The organism is Achromobacter animicus, from assembly GCF_040775605.1.
GTDB lineage: Bacteria > Pseudomonadota > Gammaproteobacteria > Burkholderiales > Burkholderiaceae_B > Achromobacter > Achromobacter animicus.
Map to the genome: position 1 here is coordinate 3,051,463 of NZ_JAYGJK010000001.1, position 13,162 is coordinate 3,064,624.

14 protein-coding genes are annotated in these 13,162 nt (G+C 64.5%); 5 read left to right on the top strand and 9 right to left on the bottom strand.

Translation table 11 applies throughout. The annotated features are described in order from the left end of the window. Window positions 1-402 precede the first annotated feature (402 nt). A complete protein-coding gene (locus tag AB3147_RS13755) occupies window positions 403-1,041 on the bottom strand; it encodes an FMN-dependent NADH-azoreductase (RefSeq protein WP_367352155.1) in 639 nt (212 codons plus the stop codon). Beyond that, window positions 1,038-1,496, bottom strand: coding sequence for a GNAT family N-acetyltransferase (locus AB3147_RS13760; protein ID WP_175121554.1), 459 nt, complete (start codon window positions 1,494-1,496; stop codon window positions 1,038-1,040). Before AB3147_RS13760 ends, AB3147_RS13755 begins: the two co-directional genes overlap by 4 nt. Window positions 1,497-1,607: 111 nt before the next feature. Between AB3147_RS13760 and AB3147_RS13765 the strand changes: the two genes are divergently transcribed. After that, window positions 1,608-3,041, top strand: coding sequence for a MocR-like pyridoxine biosynthesis transcription factor PdxR (locus AB3147_RS13765; protein WP_367352156.1), 1,434 nt, complete (start codon window positions 1,608-1,610; stop codon window positions 3,039-3,041). A gap of 21 nt (window positions 3,042-3,062) precedes the next feature. On the opposite strand, the gene AB3147_RS13770 is transcribed toward AB3147_RS13765, so the two are convergent. Beyond that, window positions 3,063-3,542: a carboxymuconolactone decarboxylase family protein gene (locus tag AB3147_RS13770; protein ID WP_367352157.1), complete on the bottom strand. Its 480-nt coding sequence runs from the start codon at window positions 3,540-3,542 to the stop codon at window positions 3,063-3,065. Between the two features lie 239 nt (window positions 3,543-3,781). Between AB3147_RS13770 and chrA the strand changes: the two genes are divergently transcribed. After that, a complete protein-coding gene (chrA, locus tag AB3147_RS13775) occupies window positions 3,782-5,038 on the top strand; it encodes a chromate efflux transporter (protein WP_367352158.1) in 1,257 nt (418 codons plus the stop codon). Here the strand turns inward: chrA and AB3147_RS13780 are convergent. Beyond that, entirely contained in the window at window positions 5,035-6,240 is a 1,206-nt protein-coding gene (locus tag AB3147_RS13780; RefSeq protein WP_367352159.1) for a multidrug effflux MFS transporter, read from the bottom strand. The genes chrA and AB3147_RS13780 overlap by 4 nt on opposite strands. Before the next feature lie 87 nt (window positions 6,241-6,327). Between AB3147_RS13780 and AB3147_RS13785 the strand changes: the two genes are divergently transcribed. Beyond that, window positions 6,328-6,648 (top strand): SelT/SelW/SelH family protein, encoded by a 321-nt coding sequence (locus AB3147_RS13785; protein ID WP_175121549.1) that lies wholly within the window; start codon window positions 6,328-6,330, stop codon window positions 6,646-6,648. A gap of 150 nt (window positions 6,649-6,798) precedes the next feature. Then, window positions 6,799-7,245, top strand: coding sequence for a carboxymuconolactone decarboxylase family protein (locus AB3147_RS13790; RefSeq protein WP_175121548.1), 447 nt, complete (start codon window positions 6,799-6,801; stop codon window positions 7,243-7,245). A gap of 119 nt (window positions 7,246-7,364) precedes the next feature. Here AB3147_RS13790 and AB3147_RS13795 read toward each other — a convergent pair whose 3' ends face one another. From AB3147_RS13795 to AB3147_RS13810, 4 genes are all read right to left on the bottom strand, one after another. Then, window positions 7,365-8,891: a tripartite tricarboxylate transporter permease gene (locus AB3147_RS13795; protein ID WP_175121547.1), complete on the bottom strand. Its 1,527-nt coding sequence runs from the start codon at window positions 8,889-8,891 to the stop codon at window positions 7,365-7,367. A gap of 3 nt (window positions 8,892-8,894) precedes the next feature. After that, a complete protein-coding gene (locus tag AB3147_RS13800; protein ID WP_367352160.1) occupies window positions 8,895-9,365 on the bottom strand; it encodes a tripartite tricarboxylate transporter TctB family protein in 471 nt (156 codons plus the stop codon). 236 nt (window positions 9,366-9,601) lie between these two features. After that, window positions 9,602-10,081, bottom strand: a complete 480-nt coding sequence (locus AB3147_RS13805) for a nuclear transport factor 2 family protein (protein WP_175185277.1) — start codon at window positions 10,079-10,081, stop codon at window positions 9,602-9,604. Window positions 10,082-10,135: 54 nt separating this feature from the next. After that, window positions 10,136-10,714, bottom strand: a complete 579-nt coding sequence (locus AB3147_RS13810) for a TetR/AcrR family transcriptional regulator (protein ID WP_367352161.1) — start codon at window positions 10,712-10,714, stop codon at window positions 10,136-10,138. Between the two features lie 331 nt (window positions 10,715-11,045). Between AB3147_RS13810 and AB3147_RS13815 the strand changes: the two genes are divergently transcribed. After that, complete coding sequence (locus AB3147_RS13815; protein ID WP_175121543.1) at window positions 11,046-11,201, top strand: hypothetical protein; 156 nt, start codon at window positions 11,046-11,048, stop codon at window positions 11,199-11,201. A 156-nt stretch (window positions 11,202-11,357) separates the two neighbouring features. Here AB3147_RS13815 and AB3147_RS13820 read toward each other — a convergent pair whose 3' ends face one another. Next, window positions 11,358-13,112 carry a GGDEF domain-containing protein gene (locus tag AB3147_RS13820; RefSeq protein WP_367352162.1) on the bottom strand — a complete coding sequence of 585 codons (1,755 nt, stop codon included), beginning with the start codon at window positions 13,110-13,112 and terminating at the stop codon, window positions 11,358-11,360. Window positions 13,113-13,162 lie beyond the last annotated feature (50 nt).

A 13,162-nucleotide genomic window follows, 5' to 3' on the forward strand; every position in this document is an offset into this window, starting at 1 on the left:
TTATCTCTGTATGCAACCTACGTTTAGTTTCTGATGTTTCAGTTTGAATTAGTGGTGATTGATAATGTTGCGGCGCAATGACATTTAATCGTTCGCAGATTTATGAGCAAAATAAATACTTGAATACGATTGCAGGATTGAATTCAACTTAGTGGCTCAAGCCATTGAAAAGACGCATGTATTTCTACGATATGGCCGAAGCGGGCTGCTATGAAATTTCTTCGGCACGTTATTTCATCTGGCGATCCGGGAATGCGAATTGCTGGGTTCGGATAAATCCATTGCGAATATCCGCGCCTCGTTTTGCGCTAAATCTGGAAATGAAAAGTCCCGAAATCCTGCGGGATTTCGGGACTGTCAGGTGCGTCGTTCGCATCAAAACGCAAGCAAGCGTAAACGGCCTCAGGCGGGCGCTTCCTCCGGCGTTCTTTCGAACGAAATTGTGCCCAGCGCAGCCTGGGCACGCGACCGGGCAACCTCCAGCCATTCCGGGCCCCGGGCCGTTCCCTCGACCGCGACAAAGGTCACCTGCGTCAATCCGATCGTCGCCAGCACGTGACGCAGGTACGGTGTCAGGAAGTCCGGCTGACGGGCCTCTTCACCGCTGAACGCGCCACCCGACGAAATCGCGACATACACCGGCCTGTCAGCGAGCACGCCAACCTTGCCTTGGGGCGTGATGTGAAACGTGTGGCGGACCCGGACCACGTGGTCCAGCCACGCTTTCAGCGAGGAGGGCACGGTGAAGTTGTGCATCGGCGTCGCCAACACGACGTGGCTGGCCTCGTCCAGCATCCGGATCAGATCGCCGGACGCGAGCAGCGAGCCATTTTCCAGTCCGTCGGCTTCGGGTTCGTCTCGCGCCGCCAGCACAGCCGCATAGTCGCCATCCGCATGGGTGAGGGTGGTGGCGTCGAACTCCACGACGTCCAGGCCGCCGGCCGGACCCGTCCGCGTCAGCCGGTCGATGATCTGCTGCGACAGGCGATAGCTTTCGGACTCGAGCCCCCGCGGGCTGCAGCGAATTCGAAGAATGCTCATTCGGAACTTCCTTTCAAGGGTTTGCTGAACCGGATGGCGCTGGTCAACAGGCCCTGCCGGAAATAGAAGCGTTGCGCCAGCGCGTTGCCCAGCCCCGTATCGAGCACAAACTTGTCGCAGTCCGCATCGCGTGCGAGTTGGTCCAGTTCGGCGATCAGCCGGGCGCCCCAGCGGCTGCCGCGCGCCGAGGGATCCACCACCAGGTCGTCCACGTACATGAAGCGCCCATAGATCAGGTTTTCCTGATAGCGGTATCCCGCCAGCGCCACCGCCTGGCCGTCACGCATGACGGCGAGCAGCCGGTAGTTCTCCTGGTGCATCCGGGCCAGGCGTTGGACGAAGTCGTCCGCCTGGGCCAGATGCGGACGAAGTTCGCGCATCAGCGGCAGGCAAGCCCGCCATTCTTCCGGCGTTTCCAGATGGCGCAGTGCCGGCTCAGTGGAGGATGTATGCATGGATCAATCCCTCAGGGGTTGGGGCGCTGAACGTACGCCCACCGTGAGTACGAATCTTAAAAAGCGCATGCCATAATTTGAAGGGCCATAAATGCGCTTACGGACTATGCCATGATTCCTGCAACACCCGACGCTCTGCAAACCGTCTCCGACGCCGCCGGCCTCCCGCTGTACCGGCAGGTCTACGAGCGTTTCCGTAGCGCCATCGCCGAAGGCGCCCTCAAACCCGGCGACCGCATCCCGTCGGCACGCGCGCTCGCCAAGGAAATCGGCGTGGCGCGCGGCACCATTGAAGTCGCTTACTCGCTGCTGGCGTCGGAAGGGTACATCCAGGCGCGCGGCCAAGCGGGCACCGTGGTCGCACCCAACCTGCAACCCGCCGCGCGTATGGCCTCGGCGGCCCCGGCGGCCCGGGCCCGGCCCGCCGAGGCGGTCGAAGATCGCTGGCCGCGGCCGGCCGCGCCGCTGCCATTCCAGATGGGGCTGCCCGCGCTGGACGCCTTTCCGCGCAAGATCTGGGCGCGACTGGGCGCGCGGCATCTGCGCGGCATGCAGCCGCCCGACCTCGGCTACCCGGATCCCGCCGGACTGCCTGGGCTGCGGACCGCCACGGCGGCTTACCTGCAGGTCGCGCGCGGCATCCAATGCACGCCGCGCCAGGTGTTCATCACGTCGGGCTACAACAACACCATGCAGCTCATCATGCAGGCGCTCTTCAAGCCCGGCGATTCGGTCTGGGTGGAAGACCCCGGCTATCCGCCCACGCGGGTGCTGCTGGCGCAGGCCGGGATGCAGGCCGTGCCCGTGCGTGTGGACGCGGAAGGTTTGGTGGTGGAGGCGGGCATCGCGCAGGAGCCGCGGGCCCGGGCGGCCGTCGTGACGCCCGCGCATCAAAGTCCGCTGAGCCTGTCGCTGTCGCTGCCCCGGCGCCAGGCCTTGCTGGACTGGGCCGAACGCAACAGCGCTTGGATCGTGGAAGACGACTACGACGGCGAGTACCGCTACGTCGGCCGTCCGCTGCCCGCGCTGAAAAGTCTGGACCGGCAGGGCCGGGTGCTGTATTCGGGCACCTTCAGCAAGGTGCTGTTCCCGGGTATGCGGCTTGCCTATCTGGTCGTGCCCGAAGAGCAGGTGCCGCGTTTCGAGCGCCTGTGCATGCTGCTGGCGGGCGGCGCACCGGCGTTGACGCAGGCCGTGTTGACGTCGTTCATCAACGAAGGCCATTTCGCGCGTCACATCCAGCGCATGCGCCGCCTGTACAGTGAACGGCGCCACGCCACGGCGGCAGCATTGACCGATGTCATGGGGTCCCGCTTGCGCATCGATTTGCAGCCGGGCGGCATGCACCTGGTGGCGCGCCTGGAAGGCCATCAGACCGATCGCGAACTGGCGTCGCGCATGCTGCAGCACGGCCTGTATGCGCAAGCCTTGTCGCACTGGTCGGCGGCGCCCGATGCGCGCTCCGGCCTGCTCATGAGCTTCACCAACATCGTGTCGGCCGAGCAGGCGGAGCAACTGGCCCGCCGGATCCTGCAACTGATGTGAATCGCAGAAGGCAAGCGCTGGTCAGTTCAGGCCCGCCTTGTCCAGACCAAAGGCCTGGTCGGCCGAACCCGGAACAGTGCGGAAGGCGACGTTCAGGCGATTCCATCCATTGATGGCGACCACCCGGAACGTCAGGTCCGAGAGCTCGCTTTCCGTGAACTGGGCGCGCACGGCGTCGTAGATTGCGTCCGGCACGCCATGAGGGGGCAGGGTGGTCAGCGCCTCGGTCCATTCCAATGCCGCGCGTTCACGTGGCGAGAAAAGCGGCGATTCGCGCCAGATGGCGACGTGATGCAGGCGCAACGCGCGCTCGCCTTTGATCGTCGCCTCCTTTACGTGCATGTCCAGGCAGAATCCGCAGCCGTTGATCTGCGAGGCGCGGATATCGACCAGGTCTCCCAATTCCTGGACCACGACGGTTTTCTTGAGCGCCATGCTCAAATCGACATACTTCTTCGACAGGACTTCGGACACCTGGAAATAATTCAAACGCTGGCTCATGTGCATACCTTTCTGATGCGATGGAAGTTGAACTGACCGGACCATGATGCGGCCGATTGGCCTAACGCTGAAGTGCCATGAATCCGCTTTTGGTATGGGCCATGATCCGCCGCGAGCAAGGCGCGGCAAGCGCCAATTCCTGACATTTATCCGATTGAATCCCGGCCGTGGCCCGGCTATAAGCTTGGAACTGGGGCCCGAAAGACATCGCCGCCCCGACTCCCAAGAAGCCCGAGCCGATGCCGCACCCATCCCCCCATGACGAACATGTCGACAGCAAGCCGGCCACCGGCGCACGCGCCCAGACAGGCCGCGGATCCTGCCTTGAAGTGTTTCTGGTCTTCCTGCGCCTGGGCTTGACGTCCTTTGGCGGACCGGTGGCGCACCTGGGTTATTTCCGCACTGAATTCGTCGACCGGCGACGCTGGCTCGATGACTACGCGTTTTCCGATCTGGTCGCGCTGTGCCAGTTTCTGCCAGGTCCCGCCAGCAGCCAGGTCGGCATGGCGATCGGCCTGCGCCGGGCCGGCTGGGCCGGCATGCTGGCCGCGTGGATCGCATTCACGCTGCCATCGGCGCTCGCCCTGATCGGCTTTGCCATGGGACTTGCCCACTATGGCTGGCTGTCCGAATCGGCCGCCATCCATGGCCTGAAGGTCGCGGCGGTCGCCATCGTGGCGCAGGCGGTCTGGGGCATGGGCAGATCGCTCTGTCCGGACAGGCCGCGCGCCGCGCTGGCTATCGCCGCCGCATTGCTCACCGTGGTGCTGCCCACGGCGCTGGCGCAGATCGGGGCCCTCGTGCTGGGTGCGGTGATCGGCGCGGCCTTCCTGCAATTGCCGCCCCGGCCCGTCCTGTCCAATGCATCGTCGGGCGTGCCGCGCGCGGCGGGTCTGGTGTCGCTGGGCCTGTTTGCGGCGTTGATGGCGGGGTTGCCATTGTGGGCGCTGCTGTCGGACGGCGCGCTGGCCAGCCAGATTGCCGGCTTCTACCGCGCCGGCGCCCTGGTCTTCGGCGGCGGGCACGTGGTGCTGCCGCTGCTCGAAACCGCGTCCGTTTCTTCCGGGATGGTGTCCAACGCGGAATTTCTGGCCGGATACGGCGCGGCGCAGGCCATGCCCGGCCCGTTGTTCACCTTCGCGGCGTTCCTGGGCGCCATGTCGTCCGGCCCCTTGTCCGGCTGGGCGGGCGGCCTGACGCTGCTGTGCGTCATCTTCGTGCCGGGCGCCTTGCTGCTCGCCGCGGCGCTGCCATTCTGGGATACGTTGCGCCGCCGGCCCGGGGTGCGCAATATGGTGGCCGGCGTGAATGCCAGCGTCGTCGGCATCCTGCTCGGCGCGCTGTACGACCCCGTCTGGACCAGCGCGATTCTCGGCAAGGCCGACTTCGGCCTGGCGTTGCTGCTGTTCGCGCTGCTGGTCTATGGCCGGTGGTCGCCGGTGTGGGTGGTGCTGCTGGCCGCCGTCAGCGGCTGGTCGCTGGGCTGGCTGGTCTAGCCATTGCGTGCATCAAGCCGCCGGCCCAGTGCCGGCGACAGCAGCAGCAACGGCGCCACAATCACCGCCCCGATCAACGCCATGGCGGCCTGCGGCGCCATCCCGCTATCGAGCAAGACGGTCGCGATTACGGCCGACCCGCTCATCTGGAATAACCCGTAGACCGCTGCAGCGGTGCCCGCCCGGTCCGCGAACGGTTCCAGCGCCAGACTCAACCCCGATCCCAACGCCAGCGAGAACCCCACGGTCAGCACCGCCACCGGCAGCATGAAGATCCAGGCGGAAAGCGGCGCCCACAGCCATGCCCCCAGATGCAGCGCCGACGCCAACAGCAGCGCCGCCATGCCGACGCGCACCATGGTGTAGCGGCCATACCGGGCGATGAACGCCGGCGCCAGGAAGAACGCGGCGATGTTGATGGCCGCATTGCCACCGAACCACGCCGAAAATCCCAGCTCTGAATAGCCGAGTTGCTGCACCAGCACGACCGGCGCGGCCGACACGAACACCAGGATCATGGCCATGCCCGCCATGCCGAAACACGCGAAGTACAGGAACCTGCTGCTGGCAACGATGGGCGCATAGCGGGGCAGGCTGTACAGCGCGCCGGGGCGGTGGCCCGGCTTGGCCCGCGTCTCCTCGAAGCGCAGCGCAAGCAGCGCCGCCAACGCCAGCGCGAACACCGCCATGAACACGAACGTGCTGCGCCAGCCCGCATGGAGCGCCAGCATGCCGCCCACCATCGGCGCCAGGGCGGGCACCGTACACAGCGCGCCGTTCAGATAGCTATAGACGCGCGCGCCGACGGCCGGGCTGAAGCAATCGCGGACGGCGGCAAACGCCACCAGCGACGCGGAACACGCGCCCAGTCCCTGCACAATGCGCGCGGCATAGAACACGTCGAGCGATGTCGCCGCCGCGCCCAGCGCGGAGCCCGCCAGATACGCCAGCGCCCCGCACAGCGCCACGGGCCGCCGGCCATAGCGGTCGGCAAGCGGTCCGATCAAGACCTGACCCAGACCGACCGCGAAGATGAAAAGCGTGATGCTGGCCTGCAGCGCGCCGATGGGCTCGTCAAACGCGTGCGCCATGGCGGGCAGGGAGGGCAGGTAGATGTCGATGGCCATCGGCGTAAGCGTGACCAGTCCCATCAAAAGACCGATCAGCCAGCGCTGGCCTCGGGGCGTCAAGGCAGACTTCATTGCAGGCTCTGGGCCCATTGCAGACCCGGGAAAACCCGACATTATCCATGATCGCGCGTCGCTGGCCTGGCGTAGAATGCCTTTCCCATGAACCCGCCCGCCTTGCGCCCTCGCATCGTCATCCTCTACTGCACGCAGTGCCAATGGCTGCTGCGCGCCGGCTGGATGGCGCAGGAACTGCTATCCACGTTTTCGACCGATCTGGGCGAAGTGGCGCTGCAGCCGGGTACAGGTGGCATCTTCCAGATCACCTACAACGGCGACCTGATCTGGGACCGCAAGCGCGACGGCGGTTTTCCCGACGCCAAGGTGCTGAAGCAGCGCGTGCGCGACCGCCTGGATCCCGGCCGCCCGCTTGGGCACATCGACGGTCATGGCGGCAGCGACGCGTCCGCACCCGAACACTGAAAAGCCCGCTTCGGGAAAAGGTGGGGATGCCGCTGGCCAGGACGGGGCGCGGTCATCTTGGATCAGTCAATACGCCAATTCTTGGCCCTGTTGCACCGGCATCCGGCAGGGTAATGTTGCGGTCATCAACAACCGCAGCAAGGAACTGGAATGACCCGCCTGAACTGGCAAGAAACCGCACCCGACGGCGCGAAGGCGCTCTTTGGTATCCATCACTACGTCACGCAGCGCACGGCGCTTCCCGCGGAACTCGTGCATCTCGTTTTTCTGCGCGTCTCGCAGATCAATGGCTGCGCACACTGCATCGACCTGCACACCCGTGACCTGCGCAAAACCATGTCGGTCGACAAGATCACGCTGGTGCCCGTGTGGGACGAAGTTCACCACCTGTTCTCCGACCAGGAGCGCGCCGCGTTGGCGTGGGCAGAGGAAGTGACCCGCGTCAGCGAAACGCACGCCTCGGACGAAGCCTACGCCGCCGCCTCGGCCGCGTTTGCACCGAAGGACCTGGTCGACCTTACGATCGCGATCGCTGCCATGAACGCGTTCAATCGATTGGGCGTTCCCTTCCGGGTTCCCGTCGCCGCCAAGGCATAAAAGCCCCACAACGCCAGCCAGACGTGCGCGGCGTTTGCGGTCAGCCAGCGATACGCAAAAAAAAGGCCGGTCCTTGCGAGACCGGCCAAAGCAGCACTACCCCGAAACTTGCCGTGCGGTTACGCAGCAGACTCCGCGTGCTTGAGCGCTTCGCGCGCCTTGCGTGCGCGCAGGGCCGACACTGCGAGCAATGCGATCAGTCCCACGCACGCCAGGATGAAGCCCAGGCTGATGGGCCGCGTCACGAAGATCGACAGCTCACCACGCGACAGCAGCAGGGCGCGGCGGAAGTTTTCTTCCACCATCGGCCCGAGCACAAAGCCCAGCAGCAGCGGCGCCGGTTCAAACCGCAGCCGGATCAGCGCGTAACCCGCCGCGCCAAACAAGGTCACCATCCCCACGTCGAACAGGTTGTTGTTCGTGCTGTAGACCCCCACGCAGACAAAGAACAGCGCGGCTGGGAACAGATAGCGGAAGGGAACGGTCAACAGGCGCACCCACATGCCGATCAGCGGCAGGTTCAAGAGCAGCAGCAGCACGTTGCCGACCCAGAAGCTGGCGATCAGCCCCCAGAACATGTCGGCGTGCTCGATCATCATCTGCGGACCCGGCTGGATGCCGTGGATGATGAGCGCGCCCAGCATCAGCGCCATGACCGGGTCGCCAGGGATGCCCAGGCTCATGGTCGGGATGAAGCTGGTCTGCGTCGAGGCGCTGGTGGCCGCTTCCGGACCGGCGATGCCTTCGATGGCGCCGCGGCCGAAACGGCGCGGTTCCTTTGCAACCTTCTTTTCCGTTGCGTACGAGATGAACGACGCAATGGTCGGACCCGTGCCCGGCAGGATGCCGAACGCCGCGCCGATGGCCGTGCCGCGCACCAGCGCGCCGCGCGATTGCTTGATGTCGCCGGCTTCCGGACGCATGGACTTCAGACTCACCTTCGCGGACGTGACCTTGCTGTCGCCGCCGATGCGATTGATGTTCTTCAGGAAGTCCGCCACGCCGAAGAGGCCCATGGCCAGCGCTACGATCTGCAGGCCATCGGACAGTTCCAGGATGCCGAAGTGAAAGCGCATCGTGCCCGTGTTGACGTCCGTGCCCACCACGCCCAGCAGCAGGCCGACCACGACCATCGCCACGCCCTTGATCGCCGATCCCTTGGCCAGCGTGGCGCCGGCCAGCAGGCCCAGCATCATCATCGAGAAGTACTCGGCCGGACCGAACTTGAACGCAACGTCAACCAGCAGCGGCGAGAACAGGATCATCGCCAGGATGCCGACGGACGCGCCGCAGAATGACGAGAACATCAGCATGAAAAGCGCCGAGCCGGCCTTGCCGTTGCGCGCCAGCGGATTGCCGTCCAGACACGCTACCGCATGCGACGCGGTGCCCGGCAGGTTCAGCATGATCGACGTGATCCCGCCGCCGTATTGCGAGCCGTAGTAGATGCCGGACAGCATCACCAACGCCGCGGTGGGCGTCATCGTGTAGGTCAGCGGCAGCAGGATCGAAATGGCGGCCAGCACGCCCATGCCCGGCAGCACGCCGATCAGGTTGCCCATGAACACGCCGAAGATGGCCCACATCAGGTTGTCCAGCGCGAACGCGACAGAGAACCCGTGCATCAGGTTATTGAAGATTTCCATGGATCAACCCCAGCGGAACAACGGAAACTGGAGCTGCAGGGCCCAGGAGAAAACCGCCACGCCAAGCACCGTCACACCGGCGGCAAGAATGGCTGCGCTGCGCCAGGTGTGCTGGCGATCGCCCATGGCAGAGATGAAGACCAGCACGAAGGTCGCCGGCACCAGGCCGCCGAACTTGCCGATCAGAATGAAGGACAGCAACCCGCCGATGATGCAGCCCCAGCCGCGCCACTCGGGCGGCGCCACTTCTTCGGCATCTTCCTCGGCAACCACGGGCGACGTCGCCGTCTTGGCAATGGCCAGCCCCAGAAGGACGAGCAGCACGCCCAGAATCGCGGGGAACATGCCAGGACCCATGCGATCAAGGCTTCCCAATGTGTAGGTTGACGCCTGCGCGAGGGCGCCCAGGCCCAGCACGATCATCGTGCCCGCGGCCCACGCCTCGCGCCGTACGGCGCTGCTTTTTGATTGCATGGTCTTTTCCTCCCGTTGTTGTGCTTCTGTCTGACTGCGGTCTGAACAAAAGCTGACACTGCAATGAATGCGGGAGTCTAAAAATCCAAACTTCCGTTCACCTTTCAAGGTTCGCGAAAGTTGCGCGCGGGTGTGCGTATCGCCATGAAACCGGGGGAAATCCCTAGGCCTTTTTCAACCGAAAAGCGGGCGTTGCGCGCATGCGGATCACATGCGCGCATGCGTATTGATGGGTACTACAGGCCCAGTTCCGACAGCCCCGGATGATCGTCGGGACGGCGTCCCAGCGGCCAATGGAACTTGCGGTCCGCTTCCTTGATCGGCATGTCGTTGATGCACGCATAGCGGTTGAACATCAGGCCGTCTTCGTTGAACTCCCAGTTCTCGTTGCCATACGAACGGAACCAGTTGCCCGAATCGTCATGCCACTCGTAGGCATAGCGCACCGCGATGCGGTTGCCGTTGTAGGCCCACAGCTCCTTGATCAGGCGGTAGTCCAGCTCGCGCGCCCATTTGCGCGCCAGAAACGCACGCGCTTCCTCGCGGTTCGTTGCGAACTCGGCGCGGTTGCGCCAGTGCGTGTCCAGGCTGTAGGCCAGAGAAACCTTGTCGGCATCGCGGCTGTTCCAGCCGTCTTCGGCCAGGCGGACCTTCTGGATGGCGCTTTCGTGCGTGAAGGGGGGGAGGGGCGGGCGGACTTCGGAGGGGGTCGTCATGGCAAAGGCCTCATGGACTGGGGGGGTGGAAAAAAGCAAGAGGAGGGCGTGGACTCAGTGGTCCGCGTCAAGCAGCGCCTGGGCGGCGCGTTCGGCGCTGTCGGTGATAGACGCATCGCCCGTGACCATGGCCACGGCAATCGCGCCATCGATCAGCACGAGCAATTGCCGCGCGCGCTCATCGGCGTGCGGCAGGCCCGCGGCCTGCACCAGCGACAGTACGTGGGCAAGCAGACGTTCCTTGTGGCGCCGGGCAACCGCGCGGATTGGGCTGTCCGCGTCGCCGATTTCGCCGGCGGCGTTGATGAACGCGCAGCCGCGAAAGCCGTCCGACGCAAACCATTCGCGCAGCGCATCGAAGATGGACAGAAGGCGCGCACGCGGCGAAGGCGCGCGGGTCGTGGCGTCGATGAACCACTGCATCCAACGCTCGTCGCGGGCCGTCAGTGCAGCGGCAACCAGGACTTCCTTCGTGCCGTAGTGGTTGTAGATGGTCTTGCGGGATACGCCAGAGGTCTTGACGATGAGGTCCATGCCGGTGGCATTGATGCCGCCGGCATAGATCAAATGTTCGGTGGCGCGCAGCAGCTTTTCATGCACGTCGGAAGCGGGGGTAAGGGCGGTGTCGGACATAAGGAGAATGATCGTTCTAGCTGTAATGCGCAGATGGTAGAACGATCATTCTCCAAAGTCAATCACTCGCAGTTTTGGGTCGTTGCCAGCACCGCGCGGCATCGGATGGATGCCGCGAGCAAACGGCATCCGGTACTCCTGCTTGCTATTTCTGTCAACTTTGGGCTAAAATCTTTTATCTATCGGCAAAAAAACAATAAAACTGCCGATACCTCTTCCCGGCGCCGCCTGCTTTCTGAATGCTCCCCCGCACCCGCGGCATTCATGGCCCGCCAGAATCTGTGCATGGTGCTCGGCGGGGGAAGCCATGTGCCTGTCCAGGAGCATGCTTATGACTCATCAATTGACTGCCAAGAAGGGAAGCTTCGAGATCCCCCCGCTGAATTGGAAAGCGCCCGAATCCAACAAGCAGTCCGACCGTCACGACGCGCCTTCCCGTAGCGCCGAGACCTCCAAGCAGGCCGACGTTTCACGCGTCAAGTCGTAATCCGGCAATCGGGCAATCCGCGCTGCAGGTAGCAGTAGTCAGGTAATCCGCTGAGCGCATCGCCCATCGGCCCAGAAGCTAGACGGCCCAGCCGCCGTCAAGCTTCTGGGCCGTTCAGCTTCCGGGCCGCTGAACTCCGGGCCGCCAAAAACGGTGTCATCCCAGGGTGCGTTGCTGAACCTGATTGCGCCCATTCAATTTCGCCAGATACAAGAGTTCGTCAGCGGCACGGAAAAGGCCGCTGACGGATTCCGCATGGCTCCAGGAAATGCATGCCACGCCGAAGCTGGCCGTCAGGCCAAACGTGGCGCCGCTTTCCGACGTGACGGTGCTTGCGCCGATGCTTGCACGCATGCGTTCCGCCATCTCTACCGCCTGCTGCGCGCCGCGCGTGCGGCACAGCACGGCAAATTCCTCTCCGCCCACGCGCGCGACCACATCTGACTGACGCCAGACTGTGCGGCATAAATCGGCCACGGCCTTGAGCGCCAGGTCGCCGCTCGCATGGCCGTACGTGTCATTGATGGTCTTGAAGTGGTCGATATCGAACAGGATGAAGGCCAGCATCGGCTGGCTTTCGTCCCAATGGGCGCACGCCGCCTCAAACCGCTTCTCGAAGGCGCGCCGGTTCAACAATCCCGTCAGGTAGTCCGTTTCGGCGGTATGCGCCAAGTCCGCAATCAGCCGGTCGCGCTCCGTCTCAAGGCGCTTGCGCGCCGCGGCGTTTTCCTTCAACACGCGCAGCGCATTGAAGACCTCCTCGACTTCGCCATGGTATTTGCCCGGTGGAATCTTGGCCGGCGTCGACCCGCTGGCGATTGATCCGATGATGCGCGTGGCCAGTGCAAAAGGCTGGATCACGCGCTTGCGGAATTGCACCAGCGCCACGGCCAGCGCCGCCACGAGCAGGGCGGTCGCCGCCAGGGTCACGGCAAGCAATCGGGCTGCTGACATGCGGTGCGCGTCGATGTGACGTTCCATCTCGTCCAGCAGCACGTCGCGGAACTCGGTGATGGCGCCCATCATCGGCACATACGCCGCGGCCAGATCGCCAGTCGAGACAGAGGCTTCGTCCCACTGCCGCGATGCCTGCTCGCGCACATCGTCAAGGTAGGCCAGGCCTTCGCCAAAATAGCGCGCTTCCATCCGCGCATACACCTCGGTCGCCCGCACATCCGGATGTGTCGCCATCCGAGCCCTGATCAGCGCGTGCAACTCGTCGATCCTGCCGAGCACGCGTTCGATACGGTACTGTTCCTCGTCGGTCAACTGCCGGCGCTGGCTTAAAGCGGGCGTGTAGGTGGAACCGAGCAGGCCGGCCTGTTCGCGCAGCTCGCTGGCCAGCAGTGCCAGCGTCAACAGGCTGGGCGCATTGGCTTCGCTGCGCATGACCAGCCCCGCGTTGGCGGCCAGGCTCGCCTGCCATTGCGGAATGATGCGCACCATGGCGCTGACCGCGTCCCACAGCATCTGGCCGGATCGCTGATCGCGCGGGGCGGCGATCAGTCGGTCAACGTCCTGGCGCGCTTCGGCTAGCGACAGGCGTATGCGTTGGATCTCGCCGCGCTTGGCATTGCCGTCGGCGCCGGCGTGCAGCGCCAGCAGCGCCTCGATCAAGCTGTCCGTGCGTGTCCGAGCCGCGGCCAGCGATGCCATGACCTCCGGCGGCACGGGCAGGGCAGATCCCAGCGCGGCGTTCATGGGGCCTCGTTCGGCGGAGGCTCGCTCCATGACGCGGATCGTCGCGCGCACCGAGGCAAATGCCTGCCGCGCCTGCGACGCCGCGCCGTACGACTGCCAGTTCTGGTACAGCAGGATGCCGGCAAGCACCGACACCAGCAACAACACGCCTATAGCCAGCGCGATGAAATGACGTTCCAGGGATTTTGGCGCGACGGCGGGGCGCAACATCTCGGCGTGCAGGTCCAGGCAAAGTCGAAGCTGCGCAGAATACTGTAATT

Bases quoted from the DNA above. Each gene is read 5' to 3' on its own strand.
- AB3147_RS13755 (WP_367352155.1), bottom strand. From the start codon at position 1,041: ATGAGCATTCTTCGAATTCGCTGCAGCCCGCGGGGGCTCGAGTCCGAA.
- AB3147_RS13760 (WP_175121554.1), bottom strand. From the start codon at position 1,496: ATGCATACATCCTCCACTGAGCCGGCACTGCGCCATCTGGAAACGCCG.
- AB3147_RS13765 (WP_367352156.1), top strand. From the start codon at position 1,608: ATGATTCCTGCAACACCCGACGCTCTGCAAACCGTCTCCGACGCCGCC.
- AB3147_RS13770 (WP_367352157.1), bottom strand. From the start codon at position 3,542: ATGAGCCAGCGTTTGAATTATTTCCAGGTGTCCGAAGTCCTGTCGAAG.
- chrA (WP_367352158.1), top strand. From the start codon at position 3,782: ATGCCGCACCCATCCCCCCATGACGAACATGTCGACAGCAAGCCGGCC.
- AB3147_RS13780 (WP_367352159.1), bottom strand. From the start codon at position 6,240: ATGAAGTCTGCCTTGACGCCCCGAGGCCAGCGCTGGCTGATCGGTCTT.
- AB3147_RS13785 (WP_175121549.1), top strand. From the start codon at position 6,328: ATGAACCCGCCCGCCTTGCGCCCTCGCATCGTCATCCTCTACTGCACG.
- AB3147_RS13790 (WP_175121548.1), top strand. From the start codon at position 6,799: ATGACCCGCCTGAACTGGCAAGAAACCGCACCCGACGGCGCGAAGGCG.
- AB3147_RS13795 (WP_175121547.1), bottom strand. From the start codon at position 8,891: ATGGAAATCTTCAATAACCTGATGCACGGGTTCTCTGTCGCGTTCGCG.
- AB3147_RS13800 (WP_367352160.1), bottom strand. From the start codon at position 9,365: ATGCAATCAAAAAGCAGCGCCGTACGGCGCGAGGCGTGGGCCGCGGGC.
- AB3147_RS13805 (WP_175185277.1), bottom strand. From the start codon at position 10,081: ATGACGACCCCCTCCGAAGTCCGCCCGCCCCTCCCCCCCTTCACGCAC.
- AB3147_RS13810 (WP_367352161.1), bottom strand. From the start codon at position 10,714: ATGTCCGACACCGCCCTTACCCCCGCTTCCGACGTGCATGAAAAGCTG.
- AB3147_RS13815 (WP_175121543.1), top strand. From the start codon at position 11,046: ATGACTCATCAATTGACTGCCAAGAAGGGAAGCTTCGAGATCCCCCCG.
- AB3147_RS13820 (WP_367352162.1), bottom strand. From the start codon at position 13,112: ATGTTGCGCCCCGCCGTCGCGCCAAAATCCCTGGAACGTCATTTCATC.